Here is a 17,217-nt window from a genome sequence, read left to right on the forward strand (position 1 = left end):
GGCGGTCGGAGGGCCCGCAGGACGGGGTCAGTCGCGCGTGTGCTTGAGCCGCGCGGAGACCCAGCGGGCCCTCCGGCGGAGAATGCGGGGAATCCCCATCTCTTGAGGGGGGCCGTGATGGCCCGGATCCTGTGGCCCGCCCCTCTCGTGGCTGTTCAGCGCTGTGGCCGAGCGGCGATTGCGTGCTGCGTCACTGTAGTCGTGCGTCCAGCCCATACCCCGACGTGTGCCCGTGCCTCATGGTCGGTAATCGCGCACAGGGGCCCCAATTGGCCTATGCGCCAGGCAATTGGCGTTCGTAGGACAGACGTTCCCATGCACCCCGAACGACCCCCACTCACCGATCCGGATCTCACCGATCCGGACCTCACCGATCCGGCTCAGGATCCTTCAGCCAGTTCACCAGCTCCGTGGAGAACGCCACCGGGTCCTCCTCATGGGGGAAGTGCCCGAGACCGTCGAACAGCCGCCAGCGATACGGCGCTTCGACGTACTCGCCGGAGCCCGCCGCGCTCCTCGTACGCATCACGGGGTCGAGCGATCCGTGCAGATGCAGCGTGGGCACCCGTACCGGCCGCTTCATGCGCCGGTTGAACTGGATGCCGTCCGGTCGCGCCATCGACCGCACCATCCAGCGGTACGGCTCGATCGAGCAGTGCGCCGTCGAGGGGATGCACATGGCCCGCTGGTACGTCTGAACCGTCTCGTCGTCCGGCAGGCGCGGCCCGGACCAGTCGCGGACCAGACGGCCCACCAGGGCCCCGTCGTCGGTGACCAGTTGACGCTCCGGCAGCCACGGCCGCTGGAAGCCCCACACGTACGATCCCGCGGCGGTCTGCTTCCGGTCGGACAGCATCGCCGAACGCCAGCGCCGCGGATGCGGCATCGAGGAGACCGCGAGGCGGCGCACCAGCTTGGGCCGCATCACGGCCGCCGTCCACGCGAGGTACCCGCCCAGGTCGTGCCCGACGAGCGCGGCGTCCGGCTCGCCGAGCGACCGCACGACGCCCGTGATGTCGAGCGCGAGGTTCGCCGGGTCGTAACCGCGCGGCGTGCGGTCGCTGCCGCCCACGCCCCGCAGGTCCATCGCGACGGCCCGGAAGCCCGCGTCGGCGAGCGCCACCAGTTGGTGCCGCCACGACCACCAGAACTGCGGAAAGCCGTGCAGGAGCAGGACCAGCGGCCCGTCACCCATCTCGGCGATGTGGAAGCGCGCACCATTGGCGGCCACGTCCCGGTGGGTCCAGGGCCCCTCGATGCGTACGACCGAGGCGGGTTGCGCCGAATGGGCGGCGGGCGTGGGGTCCTGGGGGGCGGGGTCCGTCATGAGGACGAGCGTGCCACAGCCTCCGCCGTCTCACCGACTCGATGACTGACGGCACCCGCAGGGCTCACCGCGCGGGGATGCGGTTTGACGTTCCCCAGTACGGCAGCCGTCTCCTTGGCCGACGCGGCGACCTTCTGCGGGCCCTTGCCCTTCTTGGCCTTCTTGGCGAAGACGACGCCGATCAGCGCGAGCAGCCCGGCCACCAGCACATTGGCGGCGAAGGACAGCACGAAGCAGATCGCGAGGTTCCAGTCGCTCCAGGTGCGGATGCCGTACGCGAGCGCGAAGCTCAGCATCGGCAGCGAGAAGATGAGGACCGCGCCTGCCGCGGCGAACGCGGCACCGCCGAGCGCACCGCGCTTGACGTCCTGTCGCAGCTGGGCCTTGGCCAGCGCGATCTCGTCGTGCACCAGCGCGGACATCTCGCTGGTCGCCGTGGCGACCAGCTGGCCGAGGCTGCGCTCGGCGCCGACGGGCCCGTCGGGTGAGCTCATCGCGTTCTCCCCTTTTTCTCTTCTGATCTCTTCTGAGATATGTCTGCTCAGATCATGCCGGACCGGCACCGTCCTCGCGTTCCCCACCCGAGACTTCGGCACGCCTGCGGTGCTCGGCGGCCTTCTTCTCATAGATGGCGGCCATCCGAAGGTGGTAGTCCGGGTTGTCCATCTCGTAGACGTCGGGGATGCCGTCGAGGTCGTCGTCGCGCTCCTCGTCCTCGTACAGCTTGCGGTACTTGGCGTTCCGTATCTTCAGCAGCACCCCGGCGAACACCGCCGAGATGAGCGAGCCGATGAGGACGGCCGCCTTGATCTCGTCGGTCAGCAGCGGGTCCTCGGAGAAGGCGAGTTCACCGATCAGCAGCGACACGGTGAAGCCGATGCCCGCCAGCGAGGCGACCGCGAACACGTCGGGCCAGGCCAGGTCCTCGTTCAGCTCGGCCTTGGTGAAGCGCGCCGCGAGCCAGGTGCCGCCGAAGATGCCGACCGCCTTGCCGACCACGAGACCGAGCACCACACCGAGCGTCTCGGGCTGGGTGAATACGTCGCCAAGAGCGCCGCCCGAGACGATGACACCGGCGCTGAACAGGGCGAACAGCGGCACGGCCAGGCCCGCGGAGAGGGGGCGTACGAGATGCTCGATGTGCTCGCCGGGGGAGTGCTGCTCGCCGTCCTCCTTGTGGCAGCGCAGCATCAGACCCATGGCGACACCGGCGATGGTGGCGTGGACGCCGCTGTTGTACATCAGGCCCCAGATGGCCAGCGCCAGCGGAACGTAGATGTACCAGCCGCGCACCCGCTTCCTGAGCAGCAGCCAGAAGACGGCGAGGCCGAGGACGGCGCCGCCGAGGGCCGCGAAGTTGAGGTCGCTGGTGAAGAAGACCGCGATGATCAGGATCGCGAAGAGGTCGTCGACGACGGCGAGCGTGAGCAGGAAGGCGCGCAGCGCGGACGGCAGAGAGGTGCCGATGACCGCGAGAACCGCGAGTGCGAAGGCGATGTCGGTCGCGGTCGGCACGGCCCAGCCGTCCATCGAGCCGCCGCCGAAGGCGTTGGTCAGGAAGTAGACGAGCGCGGGCACCGCCATGCCGCAGAGGGCGGCGACGACGGGCAGGGCCGCGGCCTTGGGGTCGCGCAGGTCGCCCGCGACGAGCTCACGCTTGAGCTCGATGCCGGCCACGAAGAAGAAGACGGCGAGCAGCCCGTCGGCCGCCCAGTGCTGTATGGAGAGGTCGAGCCCGAGCGATCCGGGGCCCAGGTGGAAGGTGCGTACGGATTCGTACGAGCCGCCGGCGGTGTTCGCCCAGATCAGCGCGGTGACGGCTGCGACGAGCAGCAGGACACCGCCGACCGTCTCCGTGCGCAGGGCGTTGGCGACGAAGTTCCGCTCGGGGAGCGAGAGGCGTCCGAGCACCTTGCGGTTGTTGTTGCTGGGGGCGGGCGCGGCCACGAGAGTCGACCTCCGGTCGGGTAGGCAGGACTGAGCACATGCCGACCAGACTTCCCGGCGCACCTAGGTACTTCTCGTCGCGTCGTCTTGTCGCGATGTTGACGCGATCCTTAGCTTACCTAACGTACGCATGGGCGAATCCAGTGATCTTCACCTTAAGCACAAAAGGGGCACCCGGCGCGCTTGGCGCCGGGTGCCCTCGCGTCATCCGAAGGAGATCTAGTCCTCGCTGGGCGCGGCCGGCAGCTTGGTCTGGATCAGGTCCATCACGGACGAGTCGGTGAGCGTGGTGACGTCACCGAGCTCGCGGTTCTCCGCGACGTCCCGAAGGAGTCGCCGCATGATCTTCCCGGACCGGGTCTTCGGCAGCTCGGCCACCGGAAGGACCCGCTTCGGCTTGGCGATCGGGCCGAGCGTGGCACCCACGTGGTTGCGCAGGTCCGCGACGAGCCCCTCGTCCTCGGCGTTCGCCGAGCCGCGCAGGATCACGAAGGCGACGATGGCCTGGCCCGTCGTCTCGTCCGCCGCGCCCACGACCGCCGCCTCGGCGACCGCCGGGTGCGAGACGAGTGCCGACTCGACCTCGGTGGTGGAGATGTTGTGCCCGGACACGAGCATCACGTCGTCCACGCGGCCGAGCAGCCAGATGTCGCCGTCCTCGTCCTTCTTGGCGCCGTCACCGGCGAAGTACGTGCCCTCGAAGCGCGACCAGTACGTGTCGATGAACCGCTGGTCGTCGCCCCAGATGGTGCGCAGCATCGACGGCCACGGCTCGGTGAGGACCAGGTAGCCACCGCCGCCGTTCGGCACCTCGTTCGCCTCGTCGTCGACGACGGTCGCGGAGATGCCGGGCAGCGGACGCTGCGCGGAACCGGGCTTGGTCTCGGTCACGCCCGGCAGCGGCGAGATCATCATTGCGCCGGTCTCGGTCTGCCACCAGGTGTCCACGATGGGGCACTTGTCGCCGCCGATGTGCTTGCGGTACCAGATCCACGCCTCGGGGTTGATCGGCTCACCGACCGACCCGAGGACCCGGAGGCTGCTGAGGTCGAACTTCGCGGGGATGTCGTCGCCCCACTTCATGAACGTACGGATCGCCGTCGGCGCCGTGTAGAGGATCGTGACCCCGTACTTCTGGACGATCTCCCAGAAGCGGCCCTGGTGGGGGGTGTCGGGGGTGCCCTCGTACATCACCTGGGTCGCGCCGTTCGCCAGCGGGCCGTACGTGATGTACGAGTGACCGGTGACCCAGCCGATGTCCGCCGTGCACCAGTAGACGTCGGTCTCCGGCTTGAGGTCGAAGACGGCGTGGTGGGTGTACGACGCCTGCGTGAGGTATCCGCCGGAGGTGTGCAGGATGCCCTTCGGCTTACCCGTGGTGCCCGAGGTGTAGAGGATGAAGAGCGGGTGCTCCGCGTCGAAGGCCTCGGGGGTGTGCTCGGCGGACTGCTTCCGCGTGATCTCGTGCCACCACACGTCGCGGCCCTCGGTCCACGCCACGTCCTGCTGGGTGCGCTGGACGACGAGGACCTTCTCGACCCCGTCGACCCGGCTCACGGCCTCGTCCACGGCGGGCTTGAGCGCGGAGGGCTTGCCCCGGCGGTAGCCGCCGTCGGCGGTGATGACGACCTTGGCGTCGGCGTCCTTGATGCGGGCCGCGATGGCGTCGGCGGAGAAGCCGCCGAAGACCACCGAGTGGGCGGCGCCGATGCGGGCACAGGCCAGCATCGCGACGACCGCCTCGGGGATCATCGGCAGATAGACGGCGACGCGGTCGCCCTTCTGGACGCCCAGCTCGGTCAGGGCGTTGGCGGCCCTGCTGACCTCGTCCTTGAGCTCGGCGTAGGTGATGGCCCGGCTGTCGCCGGGCTCACCCTCGAAGTGGATCGCGACGCGCTCGCCGTTGCCCGCCTCGACGTGGCGGTCGACGCAGTTGTACGCGACATTGAGCTTCCCGTCGGCGAACCACTTGGCGAACGGCGGGTTCGACCAGTCGAGCGTCTCGGTCGGCTCCGTGGCCCAGGTCAGCCGGCGGGCCTGCTCGGCCCAGAAGCCGAGCCGGTCAGCCTTGGCCTGTTCGTACGCCTCCGCCGTGACGTTCGCGGCGGCTGCCAGCTCCGCCGGCGGCGCGAAGCGACGCTCCTCCTTCAAGAGGTTGGCCAGGCTTTCGTTGCTCACGACATCTCCCTTTCCCAGGGTGTCCGTTGTGTCCGAAGCCACAGCTCATCAGACACAACCCGTGGTGACAAGGGTCTGCCGAAAATTGGTTTAGACCTTTACCCGGATGGTGCTCGCTAGACCTTGACCCGTGCTGTGGGCGCCACCTGATCGAAGACCTCGTCGGGGAGTTGCTCGGCGTCCGTGCCCTCCGTGAGCAGATAGGCCTGCGCCTCTCCGACGTGGAAGTACATACCGTGCAGCTCGAGATCACCCTCGGCAAGGCGGCGCGCGACCGATTCATGCGCTCTCAAGTGCTCCAACTGCTGGACCACATTGGTGAGACAGAGCTGCTCGACCGCGTCCGCGGGCGCCCGCCCGGCGAGCCGCGCCCAGGCCCTGTCCTGCGCGCCCATCCGCTCCAGGCTCGGCAGGCCGTGCCGCAGCCATCGCTTCAGCGGCGTCTGGGCGCCCCCGGGCGGGGTGTTGAGCAGCGCCTGCATCGCGCCGCACCCGGAGTGCCCGCACACGGTGATGGACCGCACCTTGAGCACATCGACCGCGTACTCGATCGCGGCGCCCACCGAGTCGTCCCCGCTCTCGGCACCCGGCAGCGGCACCAGATTGCCCACATTGCGTACGACGAAGAGGTCACCGGGACCGCTTGACGTGATCATCGAGGTGACGACCCGGGAGTCCGCGCAGGTCAGGAAGAGCTGCGCGGGCTGCTGCCCCTCACGCGCGAGCCGGGCGAGCTCGCCGCGCACATGGGGCGCCGTGTTCCGCTGGAACGCGCTGATCCCGCTGGCCAGTTGGTGGTTGCTGGGCCGCCCCATCTGCTCCTCCTCCTGCGGCCGGTCGCAGTGGTGGTTGCGCCACGGCGTCCAGGGGCGGCAGCAGGAGTGCGAGGCGCTGGCGGGCTCGGCGATGCGGGTCCCGGCGCGCCCGGTGACCTCGACGGTGCCGCCCTGCGAACTGTGCTCGTCCTGCCAGCACTGCAGCGACTCGTACGCGGCATGGTCCATGAAGGAGCCGTCCAACTCCACGACGGCATCGGCCCCTTGGGGGACGAGGTGGAGTGCCCTGCTGAGCCGGGGCACCGCGAGGAAGGTCAACTGCCCGCGTACGCGGATGTGGTGGACGCCGTCCTCCTCGCAGTGGGTGATCCGGGTGCGGGCGAGGCGGTGCAGCGAGACACCTACGGCGACGGCGACGCCGAGCGCCACCCCTTCGAGCACGCCGAGAAGCACCACGCCGAGGGTGGTGACGGCGTAGACGAGGATCTCGCGGTGGCGGGTGATCGTACGGATGTGGTTCAGGCTGACCATCTGGATGCCGACGACCATGACGAGCGCGGCGAGTGCGGCGAGGGGGATCAGCTCCAGGACGGGGACCAGGAGCAACGCGGCCACCACTACCCAAACGCCGTGCAGGATCGTGGAGTTCCTGCTGACGGCGCCCGCTCGCACATTGGCGACACTGCGCACGGCGACCCCGGCGACGGGCAGTCCGCCGAGCACCCCGGAGACGATGTTGGCGCCGCCCTGGCCGAGCAGTTCGCGGTTGAGGTCGGAGCGGCGCACGCCCGCGTGCAGATCGGGCTGCCTGGCGACGAGCTTGTCGATGGCGACGGCGCCGAGCAGCGACTGCACGCTGCACACCAGCGTGATGGTGAGGACGGCGGCGACGAGCCCGAGGGCGGGCCCCTCGGGCAGCCCGGCCAGTGCGTGACTGCGCCACGAGGGCAGGTCGACCTCGTCGACCCGGAGCCCGGCGAGCTGTGTGACGGCCGTCGCGGCGGCCACGGAGATGAGCGCGGCGGGCATGAGCCGGGCGATGCGCCCCGCCCGCCCGGGGATCCGCGGCCAGAGCAGCAGGATCGCCAGCGTGAGGATGCTGATCGTCAGGGCGGCCGGATGCAGGTCTGCCAACTGGGCGGGCAGCGCGCGGAGGTTGTCGAGCACGGAGCTCTGGGGCGTGCCGCCGAGCACGATGTGCAGCTGGGCGACGGCGATGGTGACACCGATGCCGGTCAGCATGCCGTGCACGACGGCGGGGCTGACGGCGAGCGCGGTGCGGGCCACGCGCAGGAAGCCGAGGACGAGTTGGGCGATTCCGGCGAGGACGGTGATGGCGCAAGTGGTCCGCCAGCCGTACCGGTTGATGAGGTCGGCGGTGACGACGGTGAGGCCGGCGGCGGGGCCGCTGACCTGGAGCGGGGACCCGCCGAGCGCTCCGGCGAGGATGCCGCCCACGGCGGCGGCGACGAGGCCCGCCTGGAGCGGCGCTCCGGTGGCGAGGGCGATGCCGAGGGACAGCGGCAGGGCGATCAGGAAGACGGCGACCGACGCGGAGAGGTCGGCGCCCGCGATGCGGAACCTCTTGCCGGGCGGCGGGGCGTGGGGCTTGTTGGCGCGTGGCGTGTGGGCCGAGTCGGTGGTGCGAGTGACGCAGGCAGACATGTTTCCCGTCTCCTCCGGGGCAGCGCGGTCGCGGGACAAGGGGGCCTCCGGAGGCCTCCGGAGGTCGGGTCGCGGCCGTGGGTCACGGCGTTGCAGCGGCGGGATATCTCAACTCTCGGTAAATGAACCGTAATGCAGAGTAAAGGTCGTGGACGGATTATCGGGGCAAATGGGGCAATCGATCACCCTGATGAGTGAATAAGGAATGTGGTCGGCTTGTCGGAACGTGACATTTCCTGCTCCATGCGAGATTTCTGCAGATCTGTCCCGACTTGCACGGAAAGAAGGTGGGCGGAACATGGCCGCCACCCGGAGGATCGCCGCGAGCCTCACCGCCCTCGTGGCGTGCGTAGCGGCACTGGCCGGCTGTGCCGGCGGCGACACCGGCACCAAGGAAGGCGCCCCCGGCGCGAAGAAGGCAGCCGGGGCCCCGGCCCCCAAGAGCGCCGTCCGCATGATCGGTGACGGCTCCACGGCCTTCACCGGCACGCAGCCGCATCTGCCCAGACCGGCCCGCATGAAGCCGGGCCAGAGGCCACCCCAGTTCGTGGTCTTCTCCTGGGACGGCGCGGGTGAGGACGGCCAGAAGCTGTTCTCGCACTTCCGCAAGGTGGCCAAGCGCAACAACGCCACGATGACCTACTTCCTCAGCGGCGTGTACATGCTCCCCGAGGAGAAGCGCAGGCTCTACAAGCCGCCGCAGCACCTGGCGGGCAGCTCGGACATCGGCTTCAACGACCGCCAGGGGATCAAGGACACCGTGGACCAGCTCCGCGGCGCCTGGCTCGAGGGCAACGAGGTCGGCACGCACTTCAACGGCCACTTCTGTGGCAGCGGCCGCGGGGTCGGCGAGTGGTCCGTCGAGGACTGGAAGAGCGAGATCAACCAGGCCAAGTCCTTTGTGAAGGCATGGAAGACGAATACGGGCATGAAGAAGGCGCAGCCTCTGCCCTTCGACTACGACAAGGAACTGATCGGCGCCCGCACCCCCTGCCTCGAAGGCCGCAAGAACTTCATGCGCGCCGCGCGCGAGCTGGGCTTCCGCTACGACACCAGCGGCGTCAACAACCAGCTCTGGCCCAAGAAGAAGGAGGGGCTGTGGGATCTGTCGATGCAGCTCGTCCCGGTCCCCGGCCGTCAGTTCGAGACGCTCACCATGGACTACAACTTCATGGTCAACCAGTCCGGTTCGACCTCGCACGGCGACCCGTCCAAGCACGAGTACTGGGGCGATCAGATGCGTGACGGCCTGCTCCAGGGCTTCGACCGTGCCTACAAGGGCAACCGCGCGCCGCTGATCATCGGCAACCACTTCGAGTCCTGGAACGGCGGCACGTACATGCGTGCCATCGAGGAGACCGTCGAGCGGGTCTGCACCAAGCCCGAGGTGCGCTGCGTCTCCTTCCGCCAACTCGCGGACTGGCTCGACGCGCAGGACCCGAAGACGCTGGCCAAGCTGACCGGACTGCCGGTCGGCAAGGCACCGAAGGAAGGCTGGGCGGCGTTCCTCTCCGCCCAGCCCGCACCGGCCCCGAAGGGCGTCCCGGGCGCTCCGGCGGTCAAGCCGTAGTACCTGCTCGGGTGGTCAAGCCGTAGTGCCTGCTCGGGTGGTCAAGCGGTGGCACCCGACGGCCTGTTCAGGCCGTGGCGACCATCCGCTCGCGCAGCACGAAGTCGGGGTCGACCTGGGCAGCCAGGTCGGCACCCGTCCGCTCGTTCCCCCAACTCTGCGCGTTCTTCAGGTGGAAGTGGATCATCTGGCGGGTGTACCGCTCCCAGTCGCGCTGGTCGTACGCGGCGTCGACGGCGGCCTGAAGCGTGCGCAGGGAACGGCGGTTGTCCTCCTCCAGGAGCTCGAACCGGGGCGGGCGGCCCTTCTCCATGGCGCGCACCCAGTCCGACTGCCCGACGGTCACCAGGAGGTCGTCGCCGACCTGCTCGCGCAGGAAGTCGACGTCGTCCTGGCCTTGGACCTTGTTGCCGACGACCTTGAGGGCGACGCCGAAGTCGCGTGCGTACTCCTTGTACTGGCGGTAGACGGAGACCCCCTTCTTCGTCGGCTCGGCCACCAGGAACGTCATGTCGAAACGCGTGAACATGCCGGAGGCGAAGGAGTCCGAACCTGCGGTCATGTCCACGACCGCATACTCGTCACGGCCGTCGACCAGGTGGTTCAGGCACAGCTCCACCGCTCCCGTCTTGGAGTGGTAGCAGGCGACACCGAGGTCGGCTTCGGTGAACGGCCCGGTGACCATCAAACGCACGCGGGCGTCGTCGAGTTCCACCGGCCGCGCGCACGCGTCGTAGACGGGATTGTCCTCGCGCACCCGCAGGAGCCGTGAGCCCTCGCCCGGGGGCGTCGTCTTGATCATCGTGTCGGCGGAGGCGATCCGCGGGTTGGAGCCCCGCAGGTACTCCTTGATCAGGGGCAGGCGTGCGCCCAGGGCGGGCAGCTCGGCGGCCTCCGCCTCGTCGAGGCCGAGTGCGGGGCCCAGGTGCTGGTTGATGTCGGCGTCCACCGCGATGACGGGCGCGCCGGTGGCGGCGAGGTGGCGGATGAAGAGCGAGGACAGCGTGGTCTTGCCGCTGCCGCCCTTCCCCACGAAAGCGATTTTCATGACCACGAAGGGTAGCCGCTCGGTCACGGCTGGTGCTCGGCTCGCGTGAAGAAGACCACTCCTTCGTGGAGCGGCGCCCCGGAGTACGTAGGCTCGTACTCATGAGTACGACAGCCGACCCGCTCGCCGCCCTCGGGGCACTCCCCGGTGTGGCCGACTCCGTGGACTCCGTGCGCAAGGCCGTGGACCGGGTCTACGGACACCGGATGATGCGCCGCCGCAGCAACGAGATCACCTCCGAGGCGGCACTGCGCGGAGCTCGCGGCTCCGCGGCGCTGTCCGGCGCCGAGTGGGCGCTCGAAGAGGTGCGCAGGCGCAGCGACTTCAGCGGCGACGACGAGGCGCGCACGGTCGGCGCGGCTCTGCGGTTGACCGCCGAGGCCGGTCAACTCCTGTCGATCTGGCGGCAGTCGCCGCTACGGGTGCTCGCGCGCCTGCACCTGGTCGCCGCCGCCGACTCCACCGAGGGTGCGGGGCGTCCCCGCCTGGCGGGTGAGCCCGTCGACGAGCCGCTCGTCGAGCTCCCGCTGCCGGACGCGGAGGAGGTGGCGGGCCGACTGGAGGGCCTGTCGCGGCTGATCATCGCGGGCAGTTCGGCGCCGGCTCTGGTGATGGCGGCCGTGGTCCACGGCGAGCTGACCAGCCTGCGGCCCTTCGGCTCGCACAACGGCCTGGTCGCGCGCGCCGCCGAGCGCATCGTCCTGGTGGGCAGCGGCCTCGACCCGAAGTCGATCTGCCCCGCCGAGGCGGGGTACGGAGAGCTGGGCCGTGCGGCCTATGTGGCGGCCCTCGACGGCTACGCCTCCGGCACTCCGGAGGGTATGGCGGCCTGGATCGCCCACTGCGGCAAGGCCGTTGAGCTCGGAGTGAGGGAGTCGACCGCGGTCTGCGAGGCGCTGCAGCGCGGCGCGGCCTGAGGGGTCGAAGGGGGCCTGCAAAGGGTTGCGGCGGTACGGAGTCCGTACCGCCGCTGGCATGTTCACCGGGTTACCAAGCGTCCTCGAAGTGTTGCCCATCAGGTCGGGAACATTGCCCGTCACCTGGTGCGGCTGGCCCGTAATCGACGGGTCGACGTCGCGTGGGTGCTCGATGTCCATGCTTCGGTCCGTGGGGCCTTGGTTGCGTTTAAAGGTGATCCTCTCGGATGTCCTTGGTCTCGCGGGCCGTTGAATCCTTTGTACTCCTGTCCTGGAGGAAGCGGAAGCCCTGGATGCACTTCTTTACTTTTAGGTTCAAATAGGTGCGAATCGGGCGCAAGGTTTAGGCCTGGGCGACAGGTCGGTCTCCGGGCCTGCCGCGGGCGGGCCCGTGGCAGGCCCGGCAGGCCTGGCCGGCTCCTTGGTCAGCTCGCTGTCGCGCGGCGTCGGCTGGCGAGCCAGACGAGGCCCGCCGTGGCCGCCGCGGCGCCGACCGCGGCCGCCGCGACGAGGGCGGGCCGGGGCGGCACGGAGAGCGCGGGCAGGCGCTGCTTGAGCCGCACCGGGCGGTGGAAGTCGAGGATCGGCCACGCGCGCGTGATGGCCTCGCGGCGCAGCGCGCGGTCCGGGTTGACCGCGAAGGGGTGCCCGACGGACTGGAGCATCGGCAGATCGGTCGCCGAGTCGCTGTAGGCGAAGCAGCGGTCGAGGTCGTACCCCTCCGACTGCGCGAGTTCCTTGATCGCCTCCGCTTTGGTGGGGCCGTAGGCGTAGTACTCCACCTCGCCCGTGAAGCAGCCGTCGTCGCCGACCACCATGCGGGTCGCCACCACTCGGTCGGCGCCCAGGAGTTCACCGATCGGCTCGACCACCTCGGCACCCGAGGTGGAGACGATGACGACGTCCCGTCCGGCGGCGTGGTGCTCCTCGATGAGGGACGCGGCCTCGTCGTAGATGATCGGGTCGATCAGCTCGTGCAGGGTCTCCGCGACGATCTCCTTGACCTGCTGCACGTTCCACCCGCGGCACAGTGCGGAGAGGTACTCGCGCATCCGCTCCATCTGGTCGTGGTCGGCGCCGCCCGCCAGGAAGACGAACTGCGCGTACGCGGTGCGCAGTACCGCTCTGCGGTTGATCAGGCCACCTTGGTAGAACGACTTGCTGAAGGTGAGCGTGCTCGACTTCGCAATGACCGTCTTGTCCAGGTCAAAGAACGCGGCAGTGCGAGGCAAGGAGTGGTTTTCCACGAGCCCGAGCATAGGCGCCCACCATTCGGCGTAAGCTGAGGCGCGTGGGTTTGCCTGAGAAGGCTCTCGGGTACACCATGGAAGTCACGGATCGTTCGCGACCGTGCTAACCCGGTCTGGCTCCTCCCCCCCCGAGTCGGACCGTGGGGACGACCCCCGCTCTCCCCCCCGGCGGGGGTCGTCGCATGTCCGGATGGGTTTTTGAACCCTCCGCTGATCCTCTTCCGGCCCTCGGGCCCTTCTCTTTGCTCTCACGGGCGTCTCGCGCCCTACCCAAGATCCGTCACTGTGTGTAGCCGTTGGGCTGCTCTGCGGAAGTCGGCCTGAAGTCGACGCGATGTCACCGGTATGGGTGACGGGGATATTCACAGCCACCGCCTTGTCCACAGTAATTGACCAAGATCCACACGATTTACCGGATCGCCGCACGCTGATTCCACCCGTTCCGCTCGTGAAGTTCATGGCCGGATTGCTTTGTCCGGTTCTTCGCAGATGCGGGGCGCGGCATTCACAGGGGCTTGTGGTGAGAGGGGGATGGAGATCGTGGGTGGAGTCATTTCGCACGACAGGGCTGCGCCGTCCGACGGGCGGCAGGGCGGACCGCTGATCGTCACGGAGGACGTGGAGCTGCTGGATGACCTGCTGCGGCTGTGCGCCGCGGCGGGTGCGCTGCCCGAGGTGCATCACGGCGGACCCGGGCGCGGAGAGGGCTGGGACGCGGCGCCGCTCGTCCTGGTCGGGGACGACGCGGCGGGCCGGCTGCGCGGTGCCGCTCGGCGGCGCGGGGTCGTGCTGGTTGGGCGGGATCAGGACGATTCCGGGGTCTGGCGGCGCGCGGTGGAGATCGGCGCCGACCATGTGCTGCTCCTGCCGGACGGCGAGCAGTGGCTCGTCGACCGTATCGCCGACGTGGCCGAGGGTGTGGGGCGCCCGGCGCTCACCGTCGGAGTCATCGGCGGTCGCGGCGGCGCCGGGGCCTCCACCCTGGCGTGCGCCCTCGCGGTGACGGCGGCGCGGGCCGGTCGGCGCACGATGCTCGTCGACGCGGACCCGCTGGGCGGCGGCCTGGACGTCCTCCTGGGCGGCGAAGGCGCCGACGGACTCCGGTGGCCGGCCTTCGCCGCGTCGCGGGGCAGGGTCGGCGGCGGGGCGCTGGAGGAGTCGCTGCCGGAGCTGCACGCGCTGCGGGTCCTGAGCTGGGACCGGGGTGATGCGGTCACGGTCGCTCCGGAGGCCGTGCGGGCGGTCGTCGCCGCGGCCCGAAGGCGCGGCGGTGTGGTGGTCGTGGACCTGCCGCGCCGGGTGGACGAGGGCGTCGCCGAGGCGCTGGCGCAGGTGGACCTGGGGCTCCTGGTGGTGCCCCCGGAGCTGCGCGCGGTGGCGGGGGCGCGGCGCGTGGCGTCGGCCGCGGGCATGGTGCTCCGGGATCTGCGGGTGGTGGTCGCGGGGAGCGCCGGACTGGGTGGCCCCGGCGGACTCGACCCGGAGGAGGTCGCCCGGCTGCTCGGACTGCCACTGGTCGGCGAAGTCCCCTGGGAAGCGGGGCTGTTGGCGGGGCAGGCCGCGGGGACACCGCCCGGGGGAGCCGCGCGCGGGCCGCTGGCCCGGTTCTGCGCCGCCTTCTGGGACCGGCTGCCGGTCGACGCGGTGGGAGGGGGCGTATGAGCGCCGTGGTCGGGGCCCGGATGCTGGACGGGGTGCGCCAGTGGCTCGCGGAGAACGGCACGGAGCCGACCCCGGCCCGGGTCGCCGAGGCCCTGCGCGCGCAGGGTCGGGTCCTCGGGGATGCCGAAGTCCTTGGCGCAGCGCAGGAGTTGCGCTCCGAACTCGTCGGGGCAGGGCCTCTGGAACCTCTGCTTGCGGACGGCTCGGTGACCGATGTGCTGGTCGCCGCGCCGGACCGGGTGTGGGTGGACAGGGGCGGGGGCTTGGAGCTCACGGACGTCACGTTCCGGGACGCGGCCGCCGTGCGACGGCTCGCGCAGCGCCTCGCGTCCGTGGCGGGGCGGCGCCTCGACGACGCGCGCCCCTGGGTGGACGCGCGCCTGCCGGACGGCACCCGGCTGCATGCGGTGCTGCCACCGGTGGCCGTGGGCTCGACGTGCCTCTCCCTGCGGGTCGTGCGGCCCCGGGCCTTCACACTCGCGGAGTTGACCGCCGCGGGGACGATCCCACCGGGCGGCGACCGGGTGCTGCGAGCTCTGCTCGACGCCCGTCTGTCCTTCCTGATCAGCGGGGGCACGGGCAGCGGCAAGACGACTCTGCTGAGCGCGCTGCTCGGCCTGGTGGGTCCCAAGGAACGGATCGTCCTGGCCGAGGACTCCGCGGAGTTGAGACCCGAGCATCCCCATGTGGTGCGGCTGGAGTCCCGGCCCGCCAATCAGGAAGGGGCGGGCATGGTCGGCTTGGACGATCTCGTCCGCCAGGCCCTGCGCATGCGGCCCGACCGGCTGGTGGTCGGCGAGGTGCGGGGCGCGGAGGTGGTGCATCTGCTGGCCGCGCTGAACACCGGACACGAGGGCGGCGGCACGGTGCACGCCAACTCCGCAGCGGAGGTACCCGCCCGGCTGGAGGCCCTGGGGACGGCCGCCGGGCTCGATCGGGCCGCGCTGCACAGCCAGTTGGCGGCTGCGCTGTCGGTGGTGATCCATCTCGTGCGCGACCGGGCGGGCCGCCGCCGGATCGCCGAGGTGCATGTGCTGGAGCGGGCGGCATCGGGCCTGGTGGTGACGGTGCCCGCGCTGCGCTGGGGCGAGAGGGCCTTCACCAGGGAGCCGGGCTGGGAGCGTCTGAACTCACTGCTCGGAAACGGCTCTTGGGGCGATGGCTCATGAGTACGTCGATGTGGGCGGCGGCAGCGTGTGCGGGGAGCGCGGCCTGGCTGACGGTAGGACGGGGCCGCGAGGCCCGGCGGGCATGGTCGCTGTTCGCGGGCGGTGCGCCGGAGCAGAGACATGGCCGGTACCGGCAGTGGGCGGTCGCGGCAGCACGCGGGCATCAGGAGTGGTGGTGCCTGGCGGCCGGTCTCCTGGTCGCGCTGCTGGGGGAGTCCGTGGTGCCGCTGGTCGTCGGCGCGGCCGGAGTTCCGCTGGTCGCGCGGGTGCGGCGGGCAGGGGACGCGCGGCGGCAGAGGGAACGGCGCGGCGACGCGGTGATCGGGCTGTGCGGCACGCTCGCCGGCGAAGTGCGGGCGGGACGACAGCCCGGGGAGGCGCTGCGGCTGGCCCTCTACGAAGCGGCCGACGCGGATGACGGTGGGACCGGTGCGACCCGGAGTGCGGTACTGGCAGCGGCGCGGTTCGGCGGAGATGTGCCGGGGGCGCTGAGGGAGGCCGCGCGGCAGCCCGGGGCCGAGGGTCTGCTGGGGCTCGCGGCGTGCTGGCGGGTCGCGGTGGACCGGGGCGCGGGCCTCGCGGCGGGGCTCGACCGCCTGGAGGCTGCTCTGCGCTCGGAGCGGGATCAACGCAACGATCTGCGGGCCCAGTTGGCGGGAGCGAGATCGACGGCCGTGATGCTCGCGGGCCTGCCGGTGCTGGGCCTGCTGATGGGCAGCGCGCTGGGGGCGGAGCCGCTGCGGGTGCTGCTGCACACGGGCGCGGGGCTCGGCTGTCTCGCGGTGGGCGGAGTGCTGGAGGGCGTCGGGGTGTGGTGGGCGCTGCGGATCGTGCGAGGGGCGGAGGGGCGATGAGCGTTGTCCACAGGCTGGGGGTGGTCGCGTGGGGAGCGGCGGCCATGCTCTGGCTGGCGCTGACGGCGCTCGCGGCGCGGCGCGAAAGAGCGCTGTGGCGGCGAGCGGGCAAGGCGTTGAACGTGAAGCGACCACCCACAAGAAGTCGGAGCCGGCATCCGAACCGCCTCGCAGGAGCGCGCGAATGGCTGCTGGCGGCGGGTGCGGCGAGTGCGGCCTATGCCCTGGTGGGCGGAGTACTGGGCCTCACGGCGGGGGCGGCGGCGGGCTACGCCGCATGGCGATACGGACAACGCACGAACGCAGCCGTGAACCAGCCGGAAGAGAAGCCGGAAGAGAAGAGGGCAGCGGAAAGAGCGACACATGAACTGCCCTTGGCGGCTGACCTCTTGGCGGCGTGTGTGGCTGCGGGGGCGAGTCCCGTGGTGGCCGCCCATGCGGTCGGAGAGTCCCTCAAGGGGGCGATCGGTGAGCGACTGGCGAGAGGAGCGGCGGAAGTGCGGCTGGGGAGCGAACCAGCCGATGCATGGAGCCAGTTGGCCGCGATACCTGGAGCCGCGCCGCTGGCCCGGCTCCTGGAGCGGGCGGGTGAGTCCGGAGCACCCGCGGCGGAACCGGTGGCACGCCTCGCCGCGGACGTCCGGGCGGAGCGGGGCCGGGCGGCGACGGCCCGGGCACGCAGGGCCGCGGTCCTGATGGCCGCGCCGGTGGGCCTGTGCTTCTTGCCGGCGTTCGTGACGGTCGGGGTGCTGCCGGTGGTGATCGGCCTTGCGGAAGGGCTGTTGGGCGCGCTCTGAGCCCGACGTCCACACATCGGTTCACACAACAGTCCACACAACAACTGGCACAACACA

Annotated in this window: 14 protein-coding genes; 6 read left to right on the top strand and 8 right to left on the bottom strand. The window is 70.6% G+C overall.

What is annotated here, in order from left to right; translation table 11 throughout:
* Positions 1-27: 27 nt before the first annotated feature.
* The 6 genes from AB0B50_RS13990 to AB0B50_RS14015 all read right to left on the bottom strand — a co-directional run bounded on the left by AB0B50_RS13990 (position 28) and on the right by AB0B50_RS14015 (position 7,893).
* Positions 28-216 carry a hypothetical protein gene (locus AB0B50_RS13990; RefSeq protein ID WP_362329985.1) on the bottom strand — a complete coding sequence of 63 codons (189 nt, stop codon included), beginning with the start codon at positions 214-216 and terminating at the stop codon, positions 28-30.
* Between the two features lie 151 nt (positions 217-367).
* Positions 368-1,327: an alpha/beta hydrolase gene (locus AB0B50_RS13995; RefSeq protein ID WP_362329989.1), complete on the bottom strand. Its 960-nt coding sequence runs from the start codon at positions 1,325-1,327 to the stop codon at positions 368-370.
* Positions 1,324-1,821 (bottom strand): phage holin family protein, encoded by a 498-nt coding sequence (locus AB0B50_RS14000; RefSeq protein WP_362329992.1) that lies wholly within the window; start codon positions 1,819-1,821, stop codon positions 1,324-1,326. Before AB0B50_RS14000 ends, AB0B50_RS13995 begins: the two co-directional genes overlap by 4 nt.
* A 52-nt stretch (positions 1,822-1,873) precedes the next feature.
* Positions 1,874-3,274 carry a Na+/H+ antiporter NhaA gene (nhaA, locus tag AB0B50_RS14005; RefSeq protein ID WP_362329995.1) on the bottom strand — a complete coding sequence of 467 codons (1,401 nt, stop codon included), beginning with the start codon at positions 3,272-3,274 and terminating at the stop codon, positions 1,874-1,876.
* Positions 3,275-3,493: 219 nt separating this feature from the next.
* On the bottom strand, positions 3,494-5,494 hold the full coding sequence (gene acs, locus AB0B50_RS14010; protein WP_362329997.1) for an acetate--CoA ligase: 2,001 nt from the start codon (positions 5,492-5,494) through the stop codon (positions 3,494-3,496).
* A gap of 74 nt (positions 5,495-5,568) precedes the next feature.
* Entirely contained in the window at positions 5,569-7,893 is a 2,325-nt protein-coding gene (locus tag AB0B50_RS14015) for a SulP family inorganic anion transporter (protein WP_362330000.1), read from the bottom strand.
* A 298-nt stretch (positions 7,894-8,191) separates the two neighbouring features.
* On the opposite strand from AB0B50_RS14015, the gene AB0B50_RS14020 reads away from it, so the two are divergent.
* Positions 8,192-9,463, top strand: a complete 1,272-nt coding sequence (locus AB0B50_RS14020) for a hypothetical protein (protein ID WP_362330003.1) — start codon at positions 8,192-8,194, stop codon at positions 9,461-9,463.
* Positions 9,464-9,530: 67 nt separating this feature from the next.
* Here the strand turns inward: AB0B50_RS14020 and AB0B50_RS14025 are convergent, their stop codons facing one another.
* The gene (locus AB0B50_RS14025) at positions 9,531-10,511 is read right to left on the bottom strand and encodes an ATP-binding protein (RefSeq protein ID WP_362330005.1); all 981 of its coding nucleotides are present in this window, start codon (positions 10,509-10,511) and stop codon (positions 9,531-9,533) included.
* 101 nt (positions 10,512-10,612) lie between these two features.
* Here AB0B50_RS14025 and AB0B50_RS14030 point away from each other — a divergent pair, with 101 nt between their 5' ends.
* The gene (locus tag AB0B50_RS14030) at positions 10,613-11,428 is read left to right on the top strand and encodes an oxidoreductase (RefSeq protein WP_362330008.1); all 816 of its coding nucleotides are present in this window, start codon (positions 10,613-10,615) and stop codon (positions 11,426-11,428) included.
* A gap of 425 nt (positions 11,429-11,853) precedes the next feature.
* Here AB0B50_RS14030 and AB0B50_RS14035 read toward each other — a convergent pair whose 3' ends face one another.
* A complete protein-coding gene (locus AB0B50_RS14035) occupies positions 11,854-12,687 on the bottom strand; it encodes an HAD-IB family hydrolase (protein ID WP_362330011.1) in 834 nt (277 codons plus the stop codon).
* A 531-nt stretch (positions 12,688-13,218) separates the two neighbouring features.
* Between AB0B50_RS14035 and ssd the strand changes: the two genes are divergently transcribed.
* From ssd to AB0B50_RS14055, 4 genes are read left to right on the top strand one after another with little or no spacing between them, the layout of a single operon-like run.
* Positions 13,219-14,340 (top strand): septum site-determining protein Ssd, encoded by a 1,122-nt coding sequence (ssd, locus tag AB0B50_RS14040; protein ID WP_362330014.1) that lies wholly within the window; start codon positions 13,219-13,221, stop codon positions 14,338-14,340.
* Complete coding sequence (locus tag AB0B50_RS14045; RefSeq protein WP_362330017.1) at positions 14,337-15,509, top strand: TadA family conjugal transfer-associated ATPase; 1,173 nt, start codon at positions 14,337-14,339, stop codon at positions 15,507-15,509. Before ssd ends, AB0B50_RS14045 begins: the two co-directional genes overlap by 4 nt.
* Positions 15,506-16,363, top strand: a complete 858-nt coding sequence (locus tag AB0B50_RS14050; RefSeq protein ID WP_362330019.1) for a type II secretion system F family protein — start codon at positions 15,506-15,508, stop codon at positions 16,361-16,363. Before AB0B50_RS14045 ends, AB0B50_RS14050 begins: the two co-directional genes overlap by 4 nt.
* The gene (locus tag AB0B50_RS14055; protein WP_362330022.1) at positions 16,360-17,160 is read left to right on the top strand and encodes a type II secretion system F family protein; all 801 of its coding nucleotides are present in this window, start codon (positions 16,360-16,362) and stop codon (positions 17,158-17,160) included. The genes AB0B50_RS14050 and AB0B50_RS14055 overlap by 4 nt, the downstream gene beginning before the upstream one ends.
* The last annotated feature ends 57 nt before the right edge of the window (positions 17,161-17,217 follow it).

The organism is Streptomyces sp. NPDC041068 (assembly GCF_040647455.1).
GTDB lineage: Bacteria > Actinomycetota > Actinomycetes > Streptomycetales > Streptomycetaceae > Streptomyces.